The sequence below is a fragment of the Mycobacterium sp. genome (genome assembly GCF_040509115.1).
Taxonomy (GTDB): Bacteria; Actinomycetota; Actinomycetes; order Mycobacteriales; family Mycobacteriaceae; genus Mycobacterium.
Window position 1 is genome coordinate 1 of the sequence record NZ_JBEVLO010000239.1, and the last position, 24,013, is coordinate 24,013.

A 24,013-nucleotide genomic window follows, 5' to 3' on the forward strand; every position below is an offset into this window, starting at 1 on the left:
TGGGCCTGGTGGGTGGCCCAGATCAGTCGGACCCGGTGGGCGATGCGGTGGTAGGCGTAGAACAGCAGGTCCACGCCGACGATCGCGATCACCCACGTGTACCAGGCGGTCGACGGCAGATGCCACGGCGCGACGTACGCGAACAGCGCGGCGTAGCCGACTAGCGCCAGGGCCTTCCATGCTGCCGTGGTGGCGATCGACACCAGCCCCATCGACACGCTGGTCCACGCGTCGCGGCTCAGGTACGCACCGGACGGATCGCGCTCGTCGGGTTGATGCTCGAGCTTGCGCGCCGCCGTCCACTCCACGATCAGCAGCAGCAGGAAGAAGGGAATCGCGAACAGCACCGGGTCCCGCATCTGCGGAGGCAGCACGTCCAGGAACGCCCGGATCTCGTCCAACCCCGTCACGTCGACACCTCCCGAGGGGCGATCTTAACTACTGCCGTTCAGCGGAAACTCAGAACGTCGTTGCCCCACGCCTCTCTCAACAGCTTGTCCGGATCGTCGACCACGGCGTCGCGTTTGTCGATCATCAACGTGGCCCTGTCGTCGTCGCGGTAGGGCCGCCACGTCGGCTCACCGGGCAGTCCGGTGGGTTCGCCGCGCGTCGCGAAGTTCAGCCAGCGGGCACGGATGCGTTCGGACACCGCTGTGCCCGCCTTGAGCCCACCCAGCTTGAACGTCGGATCCTTCGATCCCGCAACGAGATTGCCCCACACGTACGGCAGTTCGGTGGCGTGGGCGGCGCCGAGTCGAAGCAGCCGCAGCATCGGCGTCGACCAGTCGAACCGATACGTGTAGACGGGGGCGACGGTGGAGTGGCCCTCGGCGAACCAGATCGTCGGCATCCGGAAGCCGATGTCACGGGCGACGCCCATGCCGGGCACCTTGCCGCGGCCGCGGTAGGTGGAGCCGAGTTGGGCTTCGCTGGGCAGCTGCAGATCGGGCTGCTCCGCGGCGATCTCCTCGAACATCGCCTTGATCGCGAGCGGGGTGATCGGCATCAGCGGGGACTTCATGAACCGGAACAGCGCCGCCTCGTTCTTGTTGGTGCCGATGATGAGCGGCACCGGATGGGTGCGGCCCCGTCGCGCGAGCGCGACGGGGTAGTCGGGGACCAGGTCACCGTCCACGATCGGTGCGTACGCCAGCGTGCCCGGCGTGCGGACCGGCACCTCGTTGAACAGTCGCTTGGCGGCGGCCAACAATTCGGCCGTCGGCGCCGTGGGCAGCCGGTCGACGTCGGCCGCGGACAGCCCGAGCGTCTCGAGGAACTGTCCTGCCACGCCCCGCGAGCGACTGGCGTCGTACACCGACGTCGCCGGGGAGCTCTGGGCGATCGCGGCCGAGAACAGGCCCGCGGCCGCCGGGCTGGCGAGCAAGGTCGTCACGATGCCTGCGCCCGCGGATTCGCCGAACAGCGTCACCCGTTCCGGGTCTCCCCCGAAGGCGGCGATGTTCTCGCGAACCCACCGCAGCGCGAACACCACGTCACGCATGCCGAGGTTGCTCTCGAAGCGGGTCTTCTCGGTGCTGAACGACGAAAGGTCAAGGAACCCGAAGGCCCCGAGCCGGTAGTTGACGGTGACGATGAGTGCCTCGCCGCCGCTGGCCAAGACGCGTCCGCGGTACAGCGTCTGCGCCGAGGACCCAAGGACGTAGGCGCCGCCGTGCACCCACACCATCACCGGTTTGCGGTCGCCGCGGTCGGTGTCCGACGACGCCCAGACGTTGAGCGTCAGGCAGTCGTCGCCCTGCGGGGCGCCGAGGTCGATGGGAATGCGGGGGTCGGTGGGCTGTGGGCACACCGGTCCCACCTTGGTGGCGTCGGCGGGCTCGGTCCACGACGACGGCGGTTCCGGCGACCGCCATCGCAGATCTGCGACGGGTGGGGCGGCGTAGCGAACGCCCCGCCAGGACTTGACCACGCCGTCGTCGACGCCGCGGACGGGTCCGTGGGCGGTGTCGACGACGGGATTGTCGACGTATCGTGCCGTGCTTGGCTCCGCCGTCACGATCGCCCTCCCTTCGCCGCAACCCGGCAGGGCCGCGAGAACCCCGGCGCGGCAGGTTCGGTGCCGACGGTCTGCGTCGAGCCAGAGTGGTCGAGCCGTGCGGCAATTGACGTTCGCCGTGGATCCGTCACCAGAACTCCTTGCTGAAAATCGGCGGAACTGCGCGCTAGCCAGGGTACTCGGTGGTACCGGCAGCCCGGCCTGCCACTGTGATGACGAGCACTCCGCAAACTCGATCGTGAATAATTCTGCGTGGTCGCAAACCTGTGCCGCCATCGGCGCCGTCCGTAGCGTCGCGGCTCATGACCCTCGACATCGCGGCGACTACGCCGCAGCTGACCTCACCGCAGGATGCCATCGCCGCGGCCGATGCCGTCGCGGCCGACCTCGCCACCGGAAGCGCCGAACGCGAACGCAACGGCACCCCCCTGCTCCCCCAGCTGCGTCAGGTCGCCGACGCCGGGCTGCTCGGCATCTCCGTTCCCGTCGAGCACGGCGGGCCGGGTCTGCCTGCCTCGACACGGGTCGACGTGCTCCGCAGACTGGCGCGCGGTGACGGCGCGGTGGGCCAATTGTTGTTGTCGCACTTCGTGATTGCTCAGGCGATCTCGGGCCTGGGGCAGCTGGACCCCGCCCCGCGCATCTACGGTGACGTGCTGGCAGGCGCACAGCTCGGCAACGCGACGGCCGAGCGCGGCACCAAGCACGCGTTGGATCGCCGCACCACCGTCACATCGCGCGGCGACGGCACGTGGCAGCTCGACGGAACCAAGTACTACGCGACGGGTGCGCTTGGGGCGGCGTGGATCGCGGTCGCCGCGGTGGTGGGAAACCGGGAGAACGAGACGGCGACGGTGTTCGTTCGTCCCGATCAGGCGGGCGTCACCCTGAACCTGGACAAGTGGTCGGCGTTCGGTCAGCGGGGCACGGCCAGCGGTGAGGTGCTGCTCGACGGTGTGGTCGTGGACGGCGCGCTGGTCATCGAGGAGGGCACTCCGCCGGATCCGTTGACCGGGCCGCCGACGGTGCTGGGCGCCTACGACCAGGCGCTACACGCGGCGATCGACATCGGCATCGCCCGCGCCGCGCTCGAGGACGGTGCCGCGTTCGTGCGCGACAGGGCGCGACCGTGGAAGGAGGCGATCGACGCCGGCATCGACCGGGCCGACGAGGAGCCGCACGTGGTGCGACGGTTCGGCGAGTTCACCGCGAAGCTGTACGCGCTGGAGGCGCTGCTGGCCGCGGGCGCGGCGGTCATCGACGAGGGCTTCGCGCAGGACGAGCCGTCGCGCGAGCTGGCCGCCGAGGCGACCCTGAAGATCGCGGCCGCCAAGGCACTGGCGCAGGAGTTCGCGGTGGAGATCGCCAGCGGCATCTTCGAGTTGACCGGCACGTCGGGCACCGACAGTGCGGTCAATCTGGACCGGCACTGGCGCAACGTGCGCACGCATTCGTTGCACGACCCGGCGCGCTGGAAGTACGTCCACCTCGGCAACCACACGCTGCGCGGCGCCAACCCACCGCGGCTGGGCCTGGTGTACTGATTCCGTCGCGCTCGGCACCCACGCCGCCGAAAGCCATGTCCGCCAATGCGCAGTCCGCACCGACCGAGACACTGCGCACCGGCGTCGGCAGGCACGCGTGCCAGCCGTGGCTGCAGTCTCGGCACTAGCCGGGGTCTAGGTTGGTCCGGTGCGTAAGTGGGTGTTGTTGGCGGCGGCCATCGCCACCGAAGTGGCAGCGACGCTCGCGTTGCGGGCCTCCCAGGATCACGGCGCGTGGCTGGCGGTCGTCGTCGTCGGCTATTCGGCGGCGTTCACGATGCTGACGCTGGTGCTGCGGGAGGGCATGGCGATCGGCGTGACCTATGGCATCTGGGGTGCGTCGGGCACCGCGTTGACCGCCGTGCTGGCGGCGGCGATCTTCGGTGATCCGTTCACCTGGCCGATCGCGGCGGGCATCGGGTTGATCGTCGCCGGGGTCTTGCTGGTCGAATTCGGTTCGCATCCACAGGATTCCGCGTCATGACGGTGTGGCTGGTGCTCGCGACGGCAATCGCAGTCGAGGTCTTCGCGACGCTGGGGCTGCGTGCGTCGAACGGCTTCCGCAAGAAGGCGTGGATCGTGCCCGTCGTGGCGGGTTACCTCGCGTCGTTCTATCTGCTGTGGCTGACGCTGTCGATGGGGCTGCACGTCGGCATCGCGTATGGCGTGTGGACGGCGTGCGGCGTCGCGTTGGTCGCCGTCATCGCCAGGTACCTCTTCGGCGATCCGCTGACCCCGAAGATGCTGCTCGGCATCGCCCTGATCATCGCGGGCGTCCTCACGATCGAGTTGGTGGGCGCCGCGCACTGAGTGCCCCGGCGGCGGCGAAGATGGCAAGTCCGGCGACCGGCACCACCACCAGGCCGACCCGCAGACTCGTCGCATCGGCGATGGCCCCGACCAACGGCGGCGCCCCAACGAAGCCGAGCCGCATCAGCCACGACAGCGCCGTCAGCCCGGTTCCCAGCGGCAGCCCCGGCAACGCGTCCGCGGCCCGCATCGCCGCGGGTACGACGGTCGCGATGCCGAGACCGGCCATCGCGAAACCGGCAATGGTGCCGGGCACACTGGGGAAGGCCAGCGCGAGGCCCATCCCCAGCGTGGCGAGCAGCCCCCCGCCGCGGGCCAGGGCGCGTTCGCCAAAGCGGTCGACCATCCGATCGCCGACCAGTCGCCCGATGAACTGGAACGTCAGCAGCGCAATGTAGCCCAGTGCAGCGACCGCCCCCGTCGCTCCCAGTCCATCGCCCAGGTACAACGTCGCCCACGAGCTGCCGGAGTCCTCGATGACGGCGTCGGCGGTGGCGATCACCACCAGCACCGCGAGCACGCCATACACGCTCCAGCCCACGCCTCCGGAGCGTGCGTGGCGGGACGGCGCGTGCTCGTCGTGGTCGGAGCCGCGAAGCAGGAAGGGGTAGGCGGCGACGGCGATGCCGATGAAGACGGCCGCGCTGATGCCGAGATGGATCGGGATGGGTATCCGTAGCGCGATGGCGGTGGCGCTCATCGCGGCGCCGACCACGGCGCCCACCGACCACACGGCGTGCAGCGAGTTGATGATCGAGCGGCCGTAGACCCGTTGCACGCGCAGGCCGTGCGCGTTCTGCGCGACGTCCGTGACCGCGTCGCATGCGCCGCCAACGAACAGCAGGCAGGCCAGCAGCACGGGCGTCGTCGACATGCTCGCCGCGAACACCAGCGCGGCGATGCCGATGGTGCACACCAGGGTGGTACGGGCCGAGGTGAGCCTGCGGATCACCGCGCCTGCCGCGAGGCCCGCGATCAGTGCCCCGACGGGGAACGCGGCGACGACGATGCCGTACGCGGTGTTCGACAGCGCGAGCTCGGTCTTGAGCTCTGGGAACCGCGGCGCCAGGTTGGCGAAGATCGCCCCATTGGTGAGGAACATCGCGGCGACCGCGATCCGGGCCCGACGGTTGCGGATCGAGTCTTCGCCGCCGTCCGCCACTGCCCAGACGATACTTGGGCGATGCCGACCGTCGACGATCTGCTGACCCTCTTCCCGCCAGGGTCCCGACTCGATGCCGACGGCACGCTGGTGGTGGGCGGTTGCCGACTCGACGACGTCGCCGCGGAGTTCGGGACCCCCGCGATCCTGGTGTCCGAGGTGGCGCTGCGCCAGCGGGCCCGCGATTATCTGGCGGCGTTCCGGAGTCGGTGGCCGCGTGCCGACGTGGCGTTCGCGTCGAAGTCCTTCCCGTGCACCGCAGTTCAGCGGGTGATGGCGCAGGAAGGACTGCACCTCGACGTGGCGGGTGGCGGCGAGATCCTCGGTGCGGTGCGGGCGGGGGCGGATCCCGCCCGACTGGTGCTGCACGGCAACGCGAAGACCGACGAGGAGTTGGAGATCGCGGTGCATCACGGCGTCGGACTGGTCGTGGTCGACAACGCCGACGACGTCGACCGGCTCGAGCGCATCGTGCCGCCAGGTCGTCGGCAGCGGTGCCTGGTGCGGGTGATCCCCGGCGTACTGGCGACCACGCACGCCTCGCAGGCCACGGGGCACGAGGGCGCCAAGTTCGGCCTGTCCCCCGACGATGCGCGGGCGGTGATCAAGCGGATCCAGGGCAGCTCGGTTCTGCGGATGGACGGCGTGCACACCCACGTGGGCAGCCAGTTGCTCGACGTGAAGCAGCTGGCCGAGGCGGTCGCGCCGATCGCCGCGCTCGGCGAGTTCGACGTCTACGACCTCGGTGGCGGGCTCGGGGTGCGCTACACCTACGACGAGCACGCGCCGACCCTCGACGAGTACGCCGACGCGATGGTGAGCCAGGCGAGTGCGCTGCTGCCGAAGGACGCCAGGATCATCGTCGAGCCGGGCCGCAGCATGGTCGCGGCGTCGGCGTGCACGGTGTACCGGGTGACGACGGTCAAGCGCGGCGCGGTGGTGCACGTGGCGGTCGACGGCGGCATGGGCGACAACCTCGAGGTGTCCTTGACGGGTCAGCGCTTCGAGGCGACGATCGTCGACCGGGTGGGCGGCGGCGAGACGGTTGCCGTCGTCGGCAGGCACTGCGAGTCGGGCGATCAGTTGATCGACGGGGTGGCGCTGCGGGATCCCGCGGTCGGCGATCTGCTGGCCGTTCCGGTGACCGGTGCGTACACCTACACGATGTCGAACCAGTACAACGGGGCGCGACGGGTGCCCGTGGTGTTCGCCGACGACGGGCGGGCCCGGCTGGTGGTGCGCAGAGACTCGTGGGATGACCTGTTCGTCCGCGACGTCGACTCCGCGGGTTGACGGGCGAGCTGACAGGATTGCGTCCATGACTGAACTTGCCGGGTCGTTGATCGAACTCGCGCAGCGCTATGGCGTGGCCGCCTTCTACAACGACTGGACGGGTGAGTACCGGGCCGTTCCGGAGTCCACGCTCGTCGCGGTGCTGGCCGCCCTTGGCGTCGAGGCCGCCTCGGAGTCCGACCGCGAGGCGTCGATCGCCGAGCTGGATCGTCAGCACTGGCGCCGGATCCTGCCGCCGACGGTGGTGACACGCACCGGGGTGGCGACGCCGTTTTGGGTGCACGTGACCGACGGTGAGCCGATCGACGCATGGATCCGCTTGGAGGACGGCACCGTTCGCGCGGGTCTGCGCCAGCTGGTGAACGACGAGCCGCCGTTCGAGGTCGACGGTCGGTTGGTTGGGGAGGCGACGTTCGAGCTGCCCGCCGACATGCCGATCGGCTATCACCGGCTGCACGTGACCGCCGCCGGGGTGGACGCCGACGCATCGTTGATCGTCGCCCCCGCCGCATTGACGTTGCCTGCCTCCCTCGGTGGTGGGCGCACGTGGGGCGTCGCGGCCCAGTTGTACAGCGTGCGCTCGGAACGGTCCTGGGGCATAGGAGATCTGAGTGATCTGACCGACATCGCGGTGTGGTCGGCCGCGCAGCACGGCGCGGGTTTCGTGCTGGCGAACCCGCTGCATGCGGCGGCTCCCGCTGCGCCGATGGAGCCCTCCCCGTACCTGCCGACGTCGCGGCGCTTCGTCAATCCGATCTATCTCCGCGTGGAGGCCATCCCCGAGTTCGCCTATGTCGGGGATCGCGGTGAGCTGCGCAAGGCGCGGTCGGTGGCGCAGGCTCGCGCCAAGAAGTCCAAGCTGATCGACCGCGATTCGGTGTGGAAGATCAAGCGGGCCGCGTTGAAGGCGGTCTATCGGGTGAAGCGGTCGGCGGGGCGCGAGTTGGCCTACTCGGCGTTCCGGGCGCGCGAGGGAAGCAGTCTCGACGACTTCGCCGTCTGGTGCGCGCTCGCGGAGAAGTACGGCAACGACTGGCATCGCTGGCCGGAGGAGCTACGGCACCCGGCCAGCGCGGCGACGGCCGCCTTCGCCGCCAAGCGCGCGGACTCCGTGGACTTCCACCGGTGGTTGCAGTGGCAACTCGACGATCAGCTGACGGCCGTGCAGTCGACGGCCATCCAGGCGGGCATGTCATTGGGCGTCATGCACGACCTCGCGGTCGGTGTCGACCCGAACGGCGCGGACGCATGGGCGCTGCAGGACGTGCTGGCGCTCGGCGTGAGTGTGGGCGCCCCGCCCGACGAGTACAACCAGCTGGGGCAGGACTGGTCGCAGCCGCCGTGGCGACCCGACCAGCTGATCGAGCAGGGGTATGAGCCCTTTCGGGCGCTCGTCAACGCGGTGCTCCGGCACGCAGGCGGGGTCCGCATCGACCACATCATCGGGCTGTTCCGGCTGTGGTGGATCCCGGAGGGCGCTGCGCCGACGGCGGGCACGTACGTGCGCTACGACCACGAAGCACTGATCGGCATCGTGGCGTTGGAGGCGCAGCGGGCCGGGGCCGTCGTCGTCGGCGAGGACCTCGGCACCGTCGAACCGTGGGTGCGCGACTATCTGCGCGACCGCGGCCTGCTTGGCACGTCGATCCTGTGGTTCGAGCTGGACCGCGACGGAAGCGGCGGCCCGCTGCCCGCGCGTTGGTGGCGGGAGTACGCCCTGGCGTCGGTAACCACGCACGACCTCCCGCCGACGGCGGGCTACCTGGCCGGTGAGCACGTGCGCATCCGCGAGGAGTTGAACCTGCTGACCCGCCCCGCGGCCGACGAGCTGGCCGACGACAGGGCCGAGCAGGCCGCATGGCTGTCGGAGTTGCGGGCTGCGGGCCTGTTGGGTGAGGACGCTGGGAGTAAGAACCCGACGGTCGAGCAGGTGGTGGCCGCGTTGTACGCGTATCTGGGTCGGACGCCGTCGCGGCTGTTGGCGTTGGCGCTTCCGGATGCGGTGGGCGACGTGCGTGCCCAGAATCAACCAGGCACCACCGATGAATACCCGAACTGGCGGGTGAAGTTGTCGGGCCCCGACGGTAGAGAACTGCTGCTCGAGGACGTGTTCGCGAGCCCGCGGGCGGCGGCGCTCGCCGACGTGATGCAGGCGCAGGTAACGCCAGCACGCGAGTGACCGAAGTTTCTCAAGAGGCTGAACTGCGATATGTTCGCAACCGCACCGCGATACCCGGAGGTCACGTGAAGAAGATTGTTGGGCTGGGAGCCGCTGCGCTCGCCGTTCCCGCCGCCACCATCGCCCTGGGCTCGGCGGCCTTGTTCCAACCGGCCATCGCGGCGTCCGAGCCTGCGACCGTCAATTCGTTGAACGTCGTTGGTGAGCCCTATGCGAAGGCGCTGCAGTTGCTGCGTAGCCAAGGCGTCAAGGCGTACTTCGGCGGTTCCAGCGGCAGCGACCTGCCGCAGTCGGCGTGCATCGTCAGCCAGCAGAAGGTCACCAGCGGCGGGCGGATGTACCTCAACCTGGACTGCACGCAGGCGGCCGCCGACCGCGCGACCGACTCCACTCCGGCCACGCCCCTGGCACCCGGTGGCGCTCCTGGCGCACCGGCCCCCGGCAACGGCCAGGGAACGTATGGCGGTCCCATCGGAGTGCCGGTGCCCGTCGGCTGAGCCGCCGACTTACCGGTACCCGCGTTCCCACCTAACTGCCGGGATCACGTACACTCCTCTTCACCCGCTTGAGCTGTGCAGATGACTGCGCGAGTTACTGAAGGGGCTGCAGAGATGCGACCACAACGGTTCCCTACCGAGATCGATCCCGGTCCCGTTCAGATCCAGGCACGCAAGGTGCACTTCGACGTCGGAGACGTCCCGTTGCACTGGATTCCCGGGCATCCGGTGGCGTCGAACATGGTCAGCCTGCTCAACGTCGTCCTGCCCGCCGCCGAACGCTGGTTCGTCGCCGCCTACAACGAGGCGCTGCCGCTGGTGAAGGACCCGAAGCTGGCCGAGGACATGCGCGGGTTCATCGGCCAGGAGGCCACCCACGCCGACGTGCACGACAAGGTCCTGCACGAGTACATGGTCACGCACGGTGTCGACGTGAAGCCGATCCTCGATCAGATCGAGTACGTCTTCGAGAAGGTGTTGGCGCCGGATCCCAAGATCACCGACCCCAAGCGCAAGCTCAACCATCTGTGCGACCGGCTGTGGCTGATCGCCGCGATCGAGCACTACACCGCCGTCCTCGGTGACTTCTCACTGAACTGCGCATGGGACGACCACGGCGCCGACCCCACGATCGTCGACCTGTTCCGTTGGCATGGCAGCGAGGAGGTCGAGCACCGCAACGTCGCCCATGACGTCGCGCACTACTTCCACGACAGCTACGTCGACCGCATCCGCGCGATGGCCCTGGCGATCCTGATGATGTTCACGTTCTTCCAGCGCGGCGTCTGGTACCTGTCGAAGAACGACCCGACGGTCGAGCTTGGCTGGTTCGAGATGCAGCGCCTGCGGATGCGCGACTCCAAGCTCGATCTGCTGCCGAAGTACCGAAAGTTGTTCGGCTCCAACACGTTCATGTACTTCCGGCCGGGCTTCTCGCCAGCGGAGATGGGGTCGACGGCCCAGGCCGTGGCCTACCTGGCAAGCTCGCCCGCGGCCCGCGCGGCGCACCTTTGATGGCGCCGGTGTCCCTGTTCTCACGGCTGCGACAAGCGCCGCCGAGCCCGTCGGGCCGGTCCAAGCACGATCTCTCGATCGGGTTGGCCGACGCGATGATCACCGGGCTGTTCAACCTGTCCGGGGCGATGCGGAAGATGGCGCCGCCGCGCGAAGTCGACCGCGGCATCCCGCTGGTGGTGGCTCAGCGCGAGGTGGTCGCGCACGATCAGGACGTCGTCGCGTTGACGTTGAGGGCGCCGGACGGCGGCGCCCTGCCGCGCTGGCATCCGGGTGCGCACATCGACGTGCATCTGCCAAGTGGACGCAAGCGCCAGTACTCGCTGTGCGGGGATCCGGCCATCACCGACGCGTATCGCATTGCGGTGCGCCGCATTCCGGCTGGCGGCGGCGGGTCCATGGAGATTCACGACGATCTGGGCGTCGGCGCTTCGGTGGTGACGCATGGTCCTCGCAACGCGTTTCCCTTGACGGTGCCGGGCTACGGCTCGCCTGCGCAACGGTTCCGGTTCATCGCTGGGGGCATCGGCATCACCCCGATCCTGCCGATGTTGGCGGCGGCGCGGTCGCTCGGCGTGGACTGGTCGATGGTCTACACCGGCCGCAGCCGTGACACGCTGCCGTTCATCGACGAGGTGGACCGCTTCGGCAATCGGATCGTCGTCCGCACCGACGATCGGCACGGGTTGCCGACGGCGCAGGAACTGCTCGGCGACTGTCCCGACGGCACCACGGTGTACGCATGCGGGCCTGCGCCGATGCTGACGGCGATCCGGACCGCACTGGTGGCCCGCGACGACGTCGAGTTGCACTTCGAGAGGTTCGCCGCACCGCCGGTCGTCGACGGTCGGGAGTTCACCGCGGCGGTCGCATCGACGGGCCGTTCGATCCGGGTGGGCGCCGACGAGACACTGCTGTCGGCACTGAACCGCGAGGGCGTGCACGCGCCGTACTCCTGCCAGCAGGGCTTCTGCGGAACCTGCCGCACCCGCGTGCTGTCGGGCGCCGCCGAGCACCGCGACACGCTGCTCACCGATCCCGAGCGCGAGGCCGGGATGATGCTCACCTGCGTGTCCCGCGCTCAGGGCTCGGACCTGATCCTCGACCTCTGATCGGTTCGCGCCGACTACTATTCGCCCCATGCCGCTGGACGAGGGGACGACGTTCGCGGGCTTCACCATCGTCCGGCGTCTTGGCTCCGGAGGAATGGGTGAGGTCTATCTGGTCACCCACCCGCGGTTACCCCGCCGCGACGCGCTGAAGGTGCTTCGGCCCGAAGTGTCGGCCGACGGTGAGTACCGCGAACGCTTCAACCGCGAGGGTGACATCGCCGCAACGCTGTGGCATCCACACATCGTCGGGGTGCACGACCGCGGTGAGGCCGAGGGCCAGCTGTGGATCGACATGGACTACGTCGACGGCACCGACGCGGGACGCCTCCTCAACGACAGCCACCCGAACGGGATGCCCGGGCCCGACGTGGCAGACATCGTCGCTGCGGTCGCCGATGCGCTGGACTACGCGCATCAGCGCAACCTGCTGCACCGCGACGTCAAGCCGGCCAACATCCTGATCGCCAACCCCGATACGCCGGAACGTCGGGTTCTGTTGGCGGACTTCGGAATCGCGCGCTGGGTCGATGATCCAAGCGGATTGACCGCCACCAACATGACCGTGGGCACCGTGTCCTACGCGGCGCCCGAGCAGCTGATGGGCGGTGACCAGCTGGACGGACGTGCCGATCAGTATGCCTTGGCGGCCAGTGCCTTTCACCTGTTGACGGGGGCGCCACCATTCCTGAACTCGAACCCGGCGGTCGTCATCAGTCAGCATCTGTCGGCAGCGCCGCCGCAGATCGGAGCCCGCCGACCGGAACTGGCCGCGCTGGACCCGGTGTTCGCCAAGGCGCTGGCGAAGGATCCCAAGGACAGGTACGCGCGCTGCGTCGACTTCGCTCGCGCGCTGCAGCACCGCCTGGGCAGCGACGAGCAGGAGCCAACGCGGCTGTCGTCGACCGCGGTGCCCGAGCGCCGGTCACCTTGGCGCGCAGGCGTTCTGATACCTGCGGCGCTGGCGCTGCTGCTGGTCGTGGCGGTCGCGTTCGGGGTGTTCGAGATGACCAGGGCCGACGACGAGAGGAGCGCTTCCCCAGGCACGTCCAGAACGGCAACCACCCCGCCGAGCGCGGCGCCCCTTCCGCCACCGACCCCGACCACCACCGTCACCCCGACCACCACCGTCACCCCGACCACCACCGTCACCCCGGCCACCGACACCCCGACGACCGACACTCCGACCACCACCGAGACACCCACCACGGGCGCCGCCACTGCGACTGCCGTGATCGGCGCCGACTGCTCGCCGCAGGGCAGCACCGGCACCACGGCCACCGGCGCGACTGCGTACTGCGCCGTGCTGCAGGGCAGCGATGCGACGATCTGGTCGCAGAACCCGGGCACCATTCCCGCGCCGACGGTGACGGTCGACCCGACGGAGACGCCGCTGCCGCCCGAGCAGGAGAACCCGGTGCGGGTGTGCATGGAGCAGACCGGGCAGACCCGTCGCGAGTGCCGCGAGGACATCCGCCGCAGCAACGGGCTGCCGTGACGTCCGATCAGTCGGCTGCGAGACGATCGATGAGCGAATCCAGAAGCGGCAGTTGCCCCTTCAGCATCTTGACCCTGGCGTCGGCGATGGAGAACCAGGCGACCCTGTCGATCTCGGGGTACACCTTGATCTTGCCGGAGCCCCTCGGCCACTCCAGCTCGAAGGTGTTGCTGACGCTGTCGGTGACGTCGAGGTCGGCGTGCACGGCGAACGCGGTGACGACCTTGCCCCCGGACTGCTTGACCGGCGGGAGGTCCAGCCGGGGGCCGTCGGGCACCGGTAGACCGATCTCCTCGACGAACTCACGCTGGGCGGCCACCCACGGGTCCTCGTCGTCGTACTCACCCTTCGGAATCGACCAGGCGCCGTCGTCCTTGCGGGCCCAGAATGGGCCGCCGGGGTGGCCGATCAAAACCTCGACGCCCGACCCACCGGTGCGGTACAGCAGCAATCCTGCGCTCCGTCGTGGCACGCCGTCACCACTCCGCGAGGATGCGCTGCTTGTCGGCCCGCCTCGTGGCGTCGCGCAGCAGGACCTTCAACTGTGCGTGAAACGGGTTCGGCGTCTTCGCGCGCGGGTTGAGCGGCAGGTCGAGGGTGGCGATCAGCTGGTCTTCCAGCACCCACGGCTCGGGGCGCACGACCCAGGACACCTGCACGTTGTCGGCCATCCACTGGTTCAGCGCGGTCTCCCCGCCTGCGAACGTGCGCCGTTTCCCGGTGCCGACGCGACGCAGCTGCGTGCCCAGCTCCTTGACCAGGAGAACGCCGAGGGTCTTGCGAAGCGTCGAACCCTCCGCGTCGGCGCGGCCCGCCCCGAAGTGGTACTTGACGCGCTTGCGAAGGTCCTGGGTGCTTGGCGGCTTGCCGTTCTTGGGCGGTGGCGTTGGGCTGATGCCGACGTAGAGCAGGGTCATTCCGTCGCGCTGCTCACAGCCGGACACGTCGATGTCGGCGGGAATCTGACGGAACCACCATGCGTAGACGCCGGGCGCACTGGGTACCGGACACGGGTCGGCCAGCACCTCGTCGCGCGTAAATCGCCGGGCATCAAGGAAACTCGTCATCGAGGTCATGGTGTGCCGCTCGTGGTGTGCCCCGAAGTTCCCCGTGCCATCGCCTCAGCCTAGACGCCGCGCTCGGGTAGCTACCGGGGCCCACCGACCGCGTAGGTGCCGTCGCCGTCGGTGAAGACCACGTCGACCGTGCGGGTGGTGCCGTTCATGTCGACCGTGCAGGTGAAACTCGCGCCCGCCACGACCCTCGGGTTGTCCCCGCGGTTGCAGCGCACGGAGGTGACGTCGTTCGCCCCGTACCCATTGGCCGGGTCGGACAGGATCTGCCGCACGCCATCCTCGGCCTGCAGAACGTCGAGTTCCTTGTCTGCCGTGGCCCGGGAGTACGCCAGGGCCGCGGCGAGCATCACGGCTGCGGCGGCGACGAGCGCCAGCACTGCCCACAGGACGTGCCAGCGCCGGTCCCCGCGTGGTGACGGTGGCACCGGAAATGGTTGGTGGGCAGGCATTCCCGCCGAGGGCGAGCCACCGGGGCGCGGCCACCACGGCGGCTCCGAGTAGGGGTGATTCACGGCGTCAGCCGAACTGCTCGAAGCATCCGTCGGTGCTACCGGACAATCCCTGTCGATAGGCGAGGATTCTGGTGAAGCCCGCGGGCACGACGGAGCCGTTGACGTCACTGGCGGCCAGCCCGGTGGACAGCAGCCCAGAGACGGCCTCGTCGGTGTCACCGGGCGACAGCCGGAGTGCGGCGTCGGGATTGGTCATCGCGCCCTGGGCGACGCCGGTCAGGCAGGCGGTCCGGATGGCGGCGACCACCGTATCCAGCGCGAGTCCGCGTTCGTGCTGCACTGCCAGTGCGTAGCGCGACGTGACCATCGACAGCGCGGTGTTGTCACCTTGAATCAGGACGCCGTCGCGCTCGTCCTTGGGCTCGCCGGCAGCCGCGAGCGCGGGCAGGTCGACGTGGATGGCGTTGCTGTCGGGGCAGTACGACACGGGGTCGGTGGTCTCGGCGTCCGCGCAGGGCGCGCCCTCGTCGGTCAGGCTGGGCGGGGCATCGAGCCGGAACGTCTTGTCGAGGACGTACATCAGGGACGAAAGGATGGTCATGTCGATGGGGACGTCGACGGATTGCTCGGCGTCCTCGTCGCTTAGGGACAGCGGCAGATCGCCCTGGCGCCGCCCGATCTCCTCGACGTCGATGGCGGCGCACTGGTCGGCGCCGCCGCTGAAGCCCATCTGAAAGGCGCTGACCCGGTCCAGTGCCGAGCCGTGGGCGTCGTCGGGGGGGCTCGACGACAGCTCGTCTCTGCTGTAGATGATTCCGGCCAGGACGTGATTGAGCCCGTCGGCGGTGCTGAGCGTGAAGCGGGGCGACTCACCTGCGGCGACCCACCGTAGGTACACCCCGGCGAAGCAGTCCGCCTGCTGTTCCTTGACCAGGGTGGGGGTCGAGAGCTTGACCAGTCCCGACATCCATTGCAGCGCATGGCCGTACTCGTGGGCCATCACGCCGACCACGGCCATGTCCCCGAAGTGCTTCTGGGCGACGGGCATGAAGACGCGGCGGTCCCAGGCCATGACGTCGTCGAGGTAGCAGTAGGACGCGTTGGGTGACTGGTAGCGGACCCACCCGCACACCGACGGCCCGTTCGGGTCGGTGGAGTCGTAGGACACCAGGGTCTCGACGGGCTTGAAGTCTCGGGCCAGGTACCTGTCGTAGTTGGTCGACCAGAAGTCCTCGATGTCGTTGACGGCGAGCAGCGCGAGTTGGTCGATTGGGCCGTCGTCGGTGTCCGACACGGTGCCGACCGGTCCCTGCGCATCGGGCCGCGGTCCGCTCGGTCCCTGCTTGGCAGGCAGACCGCCTGCTCGCTCGGGGTCGAAGAGCAGCGACGTCGCCCTCCCGCCGACCACCGTGCCGCTGCACGCGATCAGGGCGGTCGCCGTGACCACCAGGACGGCCGCCAACAGCGCTCTACTGAAAAAGGCACGGATGGTGCGCGCAACCCCCAAGTGACGTCGCCTCCCCAGTCGATGTCGTTTCTGCACCATACTCTCCCGACACGACCGCGAATTCGCCCGTCGTTTGCGTAGCATCGCTTCTCACCAACTCCGGAGGTCGGTCCCGTGCCCAACGACGAGTTCGGCGACTTCCAGACGCCGCTGCCGCTGGCGCAGGCGCTGGTCAAGACGCTGCCGGTGCGGGCGTGGGCCCGGATCCTCGAGCCGACGTGCGGGATCGGCAACTTCCTCCGCGCCGCGGTGGACGTCTTCCCCGAGGCGGACGCGGTCGGCGTCGAGACCCAGGAGCACTACGTCGCCAAGGCGCGGTCGGTGGCCCGGGTGGTGCACGCGAACGTCTTCGAGTTCGACCTGGCCAACGACCTGCCATGGCGCTCGGCTGCGGGTCCCACCCTGGTACTCGGCAACCCGCCGTGGGTGACCAATGCTCAGCTCTCGACGCTCGGCTCATCGAACCGGCCGCAGCGCAGCAACGTCAAGGACGCCAGCGGTATCGAGGCGATGACGGGCAGCTCGAACTTCGACGTCGCCGAGTTCATCTGGCACAAACTCCTCGCGGAGTTTGCTGGCCAGCGCGCCACCGTCGCGTTGCTCTGCAAGACGCAGGTGGCCCGAAACGTGTTGCTGCACAGCGCAACCAAGGGTGTTCCGATCGCGGAGGCCAGCCTCCGGTTGATCGACGCCAAGGAGTGGTTCGGCGCGGCGGTCGACGCCTGCTGGTTCACCGTCACCCTCGGTGCCGGTCGCGGCGAGTACACCGCAGACGTCTACGCCGACGTCGAGGCCACCACCGCGAGCAGTCGGATCGGCGTGGTGAACGGCCGGCTGACGGCCGACGTCGACGCCTATGCGCGTAGCGCCCGGTTCGACGGCCAGAGCCCGGTCCCGTGGCGCCAGGGCATCAAGCACGATGCCACGGCTGCAATGGAATTGGTCGACGACGGCGGCCCGAGGACCAAGGGCGGCGTCCCCGTCGACGTCGAGCTCGATCGGCTCTATCCGCTGTTCAAGTGCACCGACGTGCACCGCGACCGGCTCGGCGCGCCCCGCCGCTGGTTGGTGGTTCCGCAGCACCACCCCGGCCAGGACACCGACGCGCTGCAGCAGGCCGCCCCCAAGCTGTGGAGCTACCTCCAGCAGCATGCCTCGCTGCTGGACGGGCGCAAGTCCAGCATCTACCGAAACCGACCGCGGTTCAGCATCTTCGGGGTTGGTCCGTACACGTTCACCGACTACAAGATCGCGGTGTCGGGGTTCCACGCGGCGCCGGCGTTCCGGATGGTCGGCCCGTGCGGTGGGGCCCCAGCGGTCTTCGACGACGCCACCTACCTGTTGCCGTTCGACGACGCCGCGGAATGCGCTGTGGCGCATGCAATCCTGACCAGCATCGAGGCCACCGATCTGATTGCCGCGTTGGCGTTCTGGGACAGCAAGCGTCCGGTGACCAAGAAGCTGCTGCAGCGCATCGACCTGCTGGCCATCGCCAGGGCCACCGACCGCGATTCTCACGCCGACCGGGCGCTGGCCGAGCTCCGTCGTTTCCAGCCCGACGCCACCCGCCGTGACGTCGCCGCCGCCACCGAGCGATTGGTGCACGTCTGGGGCGAGCGGGGCGCCTGAATCCCGCGCACGGCGACGCGCCGCGATGGATACTGCATCCTGGGAGGTAGACCGCAGTGGCAGTAGGGGAATCCCGCGTCGGTCAGACGTTCGGGAAGTACACGATCGTGTCGCGCCTCGGCAAGGGCGGCATGGGCGAAGTGTACGAGGCCTACGACGACAGCAAGGGCCGCACCGTCGCGCTGAAGATCCTGTCCCCGCAGTTCTCGCAGGACGAGGCGTTCCGGACGCGGTTCAAGCGGGAGTCCCGCGCCGCGGCGATCCTGCAGGAGCCGCACGTCATCCCGATCCACGACTGGGGTGAGGTCGACGGCAACCTGTTCATCGACATGCGCCTGGTCAGGGGGAAGACACTGTACGACGTGCTGGAGCTCGGGCCGATCGACCCGGCCCGCGCGGTGGCGATCGTCGGCGGGGTGGCAAGCGCGCTGGACGCGGCGCACGCAGCCGGATTGGTGCACCGTGACATCAAGCCGCAGAACATCATTCTGACCTCCGACGACTTTCCGTACCTGGTGGACTTCGGCATCGCCGAAGCCAAGGGCGACCCCGGGCTGACGATGACGGGCACCTATCTTGGCACCGTCGCCTATATGGCACCGGAGCGCTTCGGAGGGCAGAACTCCACGCCCGCCGTCGACGTGTACGCACTGGCGTGCGTGCTCTATGAGGCCTTGACGGGCCACCCGCCGTTCCCGCACGGCGGCCTCGAGCAGGCGATGATGTCGCACCTGACGGCGCCGCCGCCCCGGCCGAGTCAGGCGCAGCGGGCGGTGTCGCCTGCCTTCGATCAGGTGATCGCCCGTGGCATGGCCAAGGAACCCGCCGACCGGTACGCCAGCGCGGGCGCGCTGGTCGCTGCGGCGAAGCACGCGCTGATTCCTCAGGAGCCCCCCACGGTCGCGACCCCCACGGTGCAGCACACGCCGCCGCGCGCGCAGCCCTACGTCGACCCCTTCCGCCCCCGCCAACAGCCACCCCCTCACCCATCCACCCCGCCTCCGCGCCCGCCGTACCCGCCGCAGCCTCCACCCACCGGACGGCCGAAGTGGGTGCTGCCCTCGGCGATTGCGTTCGTGGCGGTGCTCGCGATCGGTCTGGTCGCCGTGGTCATCGGCCTGAACTCGGGAGGCTCGAACCGACCGGTGGCGACCGACACCAGCCCGACCGACGACTCCACCGGTCCGACGTCCACCTCCGCGACCATCGGGCCGACGTCGACGCCGGGAGCGTCCAGCCGCCCGACGTCGTCCGGACCGACGGCGTCGGCCCCGCAGGCACCGCCCGCGCCGCCGCCCCTGGTCACCGGCCCCGACCTGAGCGCCGCCCGCGAGACGTGCGACGGCGGCTACTTCCTGACCAATCGCAACGGCTTTGGCACCCACGCCGGGCGGGGCACGCCCGAGACGTCGTGCCGCTTCATGGACAGCGTGCTGAACGCCTACTGGACGCAGTACGGCGACGCCAGCCGGTCGTTGCGGCCGGTGTCGGCGGCGGGTTCGGTGGCCTGCAACACGGTGCTGACCGACGGCGCCGGCTGCGACGGCGACAACTTCCTGATGCAGTGCCAGGCCTATCCGGGCCAGGGCTACATCACGTGCGAGGGTGGCCGCAACGCCGTGGTGTACCTGTTCTGACGTGGCGCGCGCGTCTCGTTTCGCGAATGCTGTTGGGGTGACGGATCCGGAGCCGCTCGGCACGCGGGCTCCGTTCCGCCCGCTGGACATGCTGGCAAATACCGGTGTCGCGGCCGCCTACCAGGCGATGTTCTTCACCCTGCGCCGGTTGGTGGTCGGCCGCAGGCTGACCGTCCGCGTCGACGACGGTGAGCTGCAGCTGACGGTGACGAGCTTCGGATCGCGACTGCCATCCGGGTCGCGACTGACAGGGCGGTGGCCGGCGATCGGCAGGCATCACGACGTCGCCCTGGAGGCCAGCCACATCGTGTGGGGCGAGCACGAGTTGCACCGCGCCAGGGTGGTGCTGCACGCGCTGCACTTCCGCGGCACTCTGCGGCCGACCGAGCTGGTCGCTGCGCCGGTGGAGCTGACGGCGGAGGTGCCCGCTCCCGCGCTCGACGAGTTGTTCCGGTGGGCGGCGCCGCGGCTGGCCGGTGACGTGGGTCCTGACGGGGTGGCGCGGCTGCACGTCGCCAAGCTCCGGGGCAGCGGGTACGTAGAGGTCGACGCGCGCCTGGACGGGTCGACGCTGTGGGTCACACCGCGGGCGGTGGTGCGGCGACGGCGATGGACGTTGCCTGCGCGAACGCCGTCGTACCGGGTCCGGGTGCCCGAGCTTCCGCATGGCCTGCAGTTGACGTCGGTGGAGTTCGCACCGGGGTTGGTGCGGCTGACGGCTCACGTCGCAGAGTGGCGGATGGCGATGCCACTTACTCGTCTGGAGAATGTCATCGGCCAGCTCAGCGGGGTCGGCAGGCCGCCCCGGCTGACCTGGCCCAGCCAGTCGACACCTCGCGCTGAGCGTCGAACGGGGCGCCGCTAGAGTCGCCTTCCGTGGCGGTTGAGTACTACTCCCGATACGTCGCCGTTGGCGACAGTCAGACCGAGGGCCTCTGGGACGGTGACGACGACACCGGCGTGGCGGGTTTCGCGGACCGGTTGGCGGCGCACCTCGAGGAGCTGAATCCCGGTGTGCTGTATGCCAACCTGGCGGTGCGGGGCCGGCGGATCCGCGACGTGCTGGACAATCAGCTGCCCAGGGCCGTCGCGATGCAGCCGGATCTGATCACCAGCTGCATCGGCATGAACGACGTGACGAGGCCGGGGCGTCCCGCGTTCGAGCGAGCCGTCGAGGACATCGACCTGCTGCACGACCGGTTGGCCGAGACCGGGGCCACGGTGGTGACGACGACGTTCCCCGACTTGGCGACGATCCTTCCGGTGGGGCGGTTCCTCGAGGGCCGGGTGCTACGGATCAACGAGGTGATTCGTGCGGCCGCCCAGCGCCACGGCTTTCGGCTGGTCGACCTGTATGACGCGCCGTCGTTGGCCGCTCCGGAGATCTGGAGCCCGGACCGAGTGCACGGGTCCCCGCGGGGCCATGCCGTCTTCGCCGCCGCCGCCGCCGAGGCACTGAATCTTCCTGGCAGCAACCATGATTGGGCATCGTCCACGGTCGAGGTGGTCAGGCCGAGTCTTGGGTCGCGGATGTATTCGCAGGCGTTGTGGACGCAGAATCTGTTGATGCCGTGGATTTGGCGGCACCTGCGCGGGCTGTCCAGCGGCAATGGGCGCGATCCGAAGCGCCCCTGGTTGGAGCCGGTGTTGGCAGGCTCAGATTCCGAGTAGGTTCAGCGGGATCGGGGACTCGCCGTTGCCAAGCGCGCTGACAGCGCCGGGGCAGAAGGCGGTGATCGCGAGGCCGGTGAACATGGTGGCGGGTCCGAGCGGCATGCCCGCGGCGTTGGCCACCTGGGAGGCCGCGTCGGCCATGGTCTGGCCGGGCTGCGCCAGCATGGGGCACACGGACTGGCCGAGTGCGACGGCATCGCTGGGGTTGCTGACGGCCACGCCCGCGTTGTCGACGGCGGTGAGGAACAGGTCGTCGGCGGGGTCGGCGGAGGCCGGGGCGGCAGCGAGTAGGGCGCCGGCGAGGACACCGGCGGTCAGCAGGACGGTTCGGGCGGTCATGCGAGCATTCTTCGTGCGGTCCACGCGGGTCAGAATACGGTGCTGGGCGGCGATGTGCGCAATCAGACGCCGGTCCACACCTCGGCGATCTGGCTGCCGACGTCGATGATCTTTGCCTTTGCCGACTCGGGGCTGTCGATCTCCCCGGCAACGTGTTGAGCAATGAAGCGCTTGATTTCGGCGTCGACTCCGCCGACGATGCGGACGAGTTCGGCGCGCAGCGTCTTGGATGTGACGTGGATGGCGATGTCGGTGGGCCTCGGTTTCTCGACGTCGAGGATCAGCAACAGCGGGTGCGCGGCGATGGCGGTAGCTCGAAGGGCGATCTCGCCGAAGACGATGAACTTCGGCTTGTCGATGCGCAGGTCGATGACCATGTCGATCTCCAGCGGGATGCGGATGTCGAAGGTGATCCGGTCGCCGAGCGCCCTGGTGACCGACGGGTTCTGCACCTTGACCTTGGCGGTGACCTTGGCGATCTTGCCCGGCCCCTGGGCCATGGGGCCCATGGAGAACTCGGCGCCTGCGATGTCGGCGATGGCGGAGCCGACGCGTTCTTCGGTGACGGCGATCTCGAAGAAGCGCCGACCGAACTCCTCGTAGGTCATGGTGTCGGGGACAGACGTGTCAGGCATGGTCCTGCTACGGTCTCACGCCGCCGCGTCGTCGGCGAACACGCGTACGGTGCGGATGCGCATCGGATGCGCATCGAACTCCCCCACCAGCAGGAACCGGCGGTCCGTCGTGGTCACCCTGGTCACGACGAACGAGCCAGCGGCGATCATGCCGTCCCAGCGGGCGCCGGCCAGCAGCGCGACGAATTCCGACGTGGCGAGCCGTTCGGTGTCCCCGCTGGTGAGGTGGCCTGTGTCGCCGATGCGCCGCTTGACGGCCAGCTCGTCGCCTGCGCTGGCGTCGGCGAGCAGCCCGGTGAGGTGGCGTTTCCCGCGTCGGCCGACGCCACGGAAGCCGGCCAGGAAGCCCACGGCGCCAAGCAGGCCCTGGTTGCGCAGCACCGCGCGGACCAGCGCCAGGCCGACGGGGACGGCACCGGGGCCATTGCGGGCGAACCGCCACACCATGGCGGGCAGTTCCCAGAACGCCTGTAGCCGGGCGATGTTCAAGCGGTCGTCGAGGTCGTAGCGCAGGTAGGCGGGGATCATCATGGTCACCGACGGGCCCATGTGCACCTCGAGGGTCACGTCGCGCAGCACGCTGGAGCCTGCGACGACGTCGAGGTGGCGGTGGAAGATGATGTCGCGCGGCCCGATGAAGGTGTCGTAGAACCGTTCGATCTGGGCGCGGTACCGATGTGGCCGGGAGCCGACGGGGTCCTCCACGGCGCCGTCGACGGTGAAGAGCCCGACCCAGCCATCTCGGTCGTGGGCGGCAACGCCCTGCGCGGAGCGGTCGGCGGCGGCGATCAACGCCGCGGACGTGCGCGCGGGATCGGAGCCGTGGGGTCGGGCCCCAGGTTCACGCGTTGGCATACCCCATCCTCTACCCCCGCCCTGTACCACCGCCCTCCACCACCGCCCTCCACCACCGCCCCCCACACCGTCCTCTACCACCAATCGTCTACCACTGACGTTCGCTGACGGGTGAGGTCGTGGCGAACTCGCCGGATGAGCTGCACACTGGACAAGAGCGCGCCGTCAGCGCGGACAGCGATCTGGGAGCACCGTCATGAGTCAGAACCCGTTCGGGATCGACCCCGAGGACTTCGACCGCGTCATGCGGGAGGCCAGCGACGGTCTGCGTGATGCGCTGGGTCGCATCGGCGGTCAGGCGGGGTGGTCGACTCTGCTCGGCGAGTTCACCAAGGGCACCCGTCCCAAGACCGAGCCGGAGACCACGGGTGACACCGGCGACGGTGTGTGGGCCATCTATACGGTCGACGAGGCGGGCGGCGCGCACATCGAAGAGGTGTACCCGACCGAGTTGGACGCGTTGCGCGCCAACAAGAACAACACCGATCCCGGCCGCAAGGTGAGGTTCCTGCCGTATGGGATCGCCGTCAGCGTGCTCGATGCCCTCGACGGCGACTAGCACCCTCACCAGCACCCGCTCGAAACGACTCGTCTCCTTGGGGTTAGCCGTTAGGCTTTGCCGAACGTCGGATCCAGGAGGCTCAATCCATGTTTCGCGAACTGACGATCGCTGCGGCGATCGCCGGAGCCGCCATCGCACTGGCGCCGTCGGCCGTCGCCGACCCCGGTCCGATGTATCCGGACGATCCCAGCCACTACGACACCTCGGCCACCGACGTGCCGGGCATCAGGTACGACGCCGTGCTCAACGGACCGTGCGACAACTATCAGCTGTTCACCTTCGGCCGCAGCGTCGGCGGTTCGACGCTGGTGTGCCACTACATCCCCAATCAGTGGCCGCCGGTGTACTGGGGCTTCTGGGTGTCGTCCTACCCGCTGCAGGGCGAGAAGGAGATCGGCTCGCCGTGCCCGGGTCCGAAGTTCGCCGCGCAGGCTCCCGACGGCAGGCCGATGGTGTGCCTGGGTGCGCAGGGCTGGCAGCCGGGCACGTTGACCGGCGCTGGCTTCTTCCCCGGCTGATCAACC

At 69.3% G+C, this 24,013-nt stretch carries 25 protein-coding genes; 15 read left to right on the top strand and 10 right to left on the bottom strand.

Annotated elements, in window-relative coordinates; genetic code table 11:
* Window positions 1-359 (bottom strand): sterol desaturase family protein (locus ABW137_RS16320; RefSeq protein ID WP_526401828.1); only part of this gene is annotated, 359 nt, incomplete at its 3' end.
* 89 nt (window positions 360-448) lie between these two features.
* On the bottom strand, window positions 449-2,017 hold the full coding sequence (locus ABW137_RS16325; protein WP_526401759.1) for a carboxylesterase/lipase family protein: 1,569 nt from the start codon (window positions 2,015-2,017) through the stop codon (window positions 449-451).
* 302 nt (window positions 2,018-2,319) lie between these two features.
* Here ABW137_RS16325 and ABW137_RS16330 point away from each other — a divergent pair, with 302 nt between their 5' ends.
* The 3 genes from ABW137_RS16330 to ABW137_RS16340 all read left to right on the top strand — a co-directional run bounded on the left by ABW137_RS16330 (window position 2,320) and on the right by ABW137_RS16340 (window position 4,371).
* Window positions 2,320-3,561, top strand: a complete 1,242-nt coding sequence (locus tag ABW137_RS16330) for an acyl-CoA dehydrogenase family protein (protein ID WP_526401761.1) — start codon at window positions 2,320-2,322, stop codon at window positions 3,559-3,561.
* Window positions 3,562-3,709: 148 nt separating this feature from the next.
* Window positions 3,710-4,045, top strand: a complete 336-nt coding sequence (locus tag ABW137_RS16335; RefSeq protein ID WP_526401763.1) for a DMT family transporter — start codon at window positions 3,710-3,712, stop codon at window positions 4,043-4,045.
* A 2-nt stretch (window positions 4,046-4,047) separates the two neighbouring features.
* A complete protein-coding gene (locus ABW137_RS16340) occupies window positions 4,048-4,371 on the top strand; it encodes a DMT family transporter (RefSeq protein WP_526401830.1) in 324 nt (107 codons plus the stop codon).
* Here ABW137_RS16340 and ABW137_RS16345 read toward each other — a convergent pair.
* A complete protein-coding gene (locus ABW137_RS16345) occupies window positions 4,340-5,533 on the bottom strand; it encodes an MFS transporter (protein ID WP_526401765.1) in 1,194 nt (397 codons plus the stop codon). The two genes, ABW137_RS16340 and ABW137_RS16345, sit on opposite strands and share 32 nt — an antisense overlap.
* Window positions 5,534-5,554: 21 nt before the next feature.
* Between ABW137_RS16345 and lysA the strand changes: the two genes are divergently transcribed.
* The 6 genes from lysA to ABW137_RS16375 all read left to right on the top strand — a co-directional run bounded on the left by lysA (window position 5,555) and on the right by ABW137_RS16375 (window position 13,123).
* Entirely contained in the window at window positions 5,555-6,826 is a 1,272-nt protein-coding gene (gene lysA, locus ABW137_RS16350; protein ID WP_526401767.1) for a diaminopimelate decarboxylase, read from the top strand.
* A gap of 25 nt (window positions 6,827-6,851) precedes the next feature.
* The gene (malQ, locus tag ABW137_RS16355) at window positions 6,852-9,005 is read left to right on the top strand and encodes a 4-alpha-glucanotransferase (RefSeq protein WP_526401769.1); all 2,154 of its coding nucleotides are present in this window, start codon (window positions 6,852-6,854) and stop codon (window positions 9,003-9,005) included.
* Between the two features lie 65 nt (window positions 9,006-9,070).
* Complete coding sequence (locus ABW137_RS16360) at window positions 9,071-9,502, top strand: hypothetical protein (RefSeq protein WP_526401771.1); 432 nt, start codon at window positions 9,071-9,073, stop codon at window positions 9,500-9,502.
* Window positions 9,503-9,616: 114 nt separating this feature from the next.
* A complete protein-coding gene (locus tag ABW137_RS16365) occupies window positions 9,617-10,516 on the top strand; it encodes a metal-dependent hydrolase (RefSeq protein ID WP_526401773.1) in 900 nt (299 codons plus the stop codon).
* Window positions 10,516-11,628, top strand: a complete 1,113-nt coding sequence (locus ABW137_RS16370; protein WP_526401775.1) for a PDR/VanB family oxidoreductase — start codon at window positions 10,516-10,518, stop codon at window positions 11,626-11,628. The genes ABW137_RS16365 and ABW137_RS16370 overlap by 1 nt, the downstream gene beginning before the upstream one ends.
* Before the next feature lie 28 nt (window positions 11,629-11,656).
* Window positions 11,657-13,123, top strand: a complete 1,467-nt coding sequence (locus tag ABW137_RS16375; protein WP_526401777.1) for a serine/threonine-protein kinase — start codon at window positions 11,657-11,659, stop codon at window positions 13,121-13,123.
* A 7-nt stretch (window positions 13,124-13,130) separates the two neighbouring features.
* Here ABW137_RS16375 and ABW137_RS16380 read toward each other — a convergent pair whose 3' ends face one another.
* From ABW137_RS16380 to ABW137_RS16395, 4 genes are all read right to left on the bottom strand, one after another.
* Entirely contained in the window at window positions 13,131-13,595 is a 465-nt protein-coding gene (locus tag ABW137_RS16380) for an NUDIX hydrolase (RefSeq protein WP_526401779.1), read from the bottom strand.
* Window positions 13,596-13,599: 4 nt separating this feature from the next.
* Window positions 13,600-14,190 (bottom strand): GIY-YIG nuclease family protein, encoded by a 591-nt coding sequence (locus ABW137_RS16385; RefSeq protein ID WP_526401781.1) that lies wholly within the window; start codon window positions 14,188-14,190, stop codon window positions 13,600-13,602.
* Window positions 14,191-14,270: 80 nt separating this feature from the next.
* Complete coding sequence (locus tag ABW137_RS16390; protein ID WP_526401783.1) at window positions 14,271-14,711, bottom strand: DUF4333 domain-containing protein; 441 nt, start codon at window positions 14,709-14,711, stop codon at window positions 14,271-14,273.
* A gap of 4 nt (window positions 14,712-14,715) precedes the next feature.
* Window positions 14,716-16,197 carry a neutral zinc metallopeptidase gene (locus ABW137_RS16395; protein WP_526401785.1) on the bottom strand — a complete coding sequence of 494 codons (1,482 nt, stop codon included), beginning with the start codon at window positions 16,195-16,197 and terminating at the stop codon, window positions 14,716-14,718.
* A gap of 75 nt (window positions 16,198-16,272) precedes the next feature.
* Here ABW137_RS16395 and ABW137_RS16400 point away from each other — a divergent pair, with 75 nt between their 5' ends.
* The 4 genes from ABW137_RS16400 to ABW137_RS16415 are packed head-to-tail and all read left to right on the top strand — an operon-like array spanning window position 16,273 to window position 21,095.
* Complete coding sequence (locus ABW137_RS16400) at window positions 16,273-17,787, top strand: SAM-dependent methyltransferase (RefSeq protein ID WP_526401787.1); 1,515 nt, start codon at window positions 16,273-16,275, stop codon at window positions 17,785-17,787.
* A 56-nt stretch (window positions 17,788-17,843) separates the two neighbouring features.
* Complete coding sequence (locus tag ABW137_RS16405) at window positions 17,844-19,424, top strand: serine/threonine-protein kinase (protein WP_526401789.1); 1,581 nt, start codon at window positions 17,844-17,846, stop codon at window positions 19,422-19,424.
* Between the two features lie 37 nt (window positions 19,425-19,461).
* A complete protein-coding gene (locus ABW137_RS16410; protein ID WP_526401791.1) occupies window positions 19,462-20,289 on the top strand; it encodes a hypothetical protein in 828 nt (275 codons plus the stop codon).
* Between the two features lie 11 nt (window positions 20,290-20,300).
* Window positions 20,301-21,095 carry an SGNH/GDSL hydrolase family protein gene (locus ABW137_RS16415; RefSeq protein WP_526401793.1) on the top strand — a complete coding sequence of 265 codons (795 nt, stop codon included), beginning with the start codon at window positions 20,301-20,303 and terminating at the stop codon, window positions 21,093-21,095.
* On the opposite strand, the gene ABW137_RS16420 is transcribed toward ABW137_RS16415, so the two are convergent.
* The 3 genes from ABW137_RS16420 to ABW137_RS16430 form a co-directional block, all read right to left on the bottom strand.
* Window positions 21,081-21,437 carry a DUF732 domain-containing protein gene (locus ABW137_RS16420; protein WP_526401795.1) on the bottom strand — a complete coding sequence of 119 codons (357 nt, stop codon included), beginning with the start codon at window positions 21,435-21,437 and terminating at the stop codon, window positions 21,081-21,083. The two genes, ABW137_RS16415 and ABW137_RS16420, sit on opposite strands and share 15 nt — an antisense overlap.
* 62 nt (window positions 21,438-21,499) lie before the next feature.
* Window positions 21,500-22,072: a hypothetical protein gene (locus ABW137_RS16425; RefSeq protein ID WP_526401797.1), complete on the bottom strand. Its 573-nt coding sequence runs from the start codon at window positions 22,070-22,072 to the stop codon at window positions 21,500-21,502.
* Between the two features lie 15 nt (window positions 22,073-22,087).
* Window positions 22,088-22,927, bottom strand: a complete 840-nt coding sequence (locus tag ABW137_RS16430) for a ketosteroid isomerase family protein (protein WP_526401799.1) — start codon at window positions 22,925-22,927, stop codon at window positions 22,088-22,090.
* 196 nt (window positions 22,928-23,123) lie between these two features.
* Between ABW137_RS16430 and ABW137_RS16435 the strand changes: the two genes are divergently transcribed.
* Window positions 23,124-23,486: an Rv0313 family protein gene (locus ABW137_RS16435; protein WP_526401801.1), complete on the top strand. Its 363-nt coding sequence runs from the start codon at window positions 23,124-23,126 to the stop codon at window positions 23,484-23,486.
* A gap of 89 nt (window positions 23,487-23,575) precedes the next feature.
* On the top strand, window positions 23,576-24,007 hold the full coding sequence (locus ABW137_RS16440) for a hypothetical protein (RefSeq protein WP_526401803.1): 432 nt from the start codon (window positions 23,576-23,578) through the stop codon (window positions 24,005-24,007).
* The last annotated feature ends 6 nt before the right edge of the window (window positions 24,008-24,013 follow it).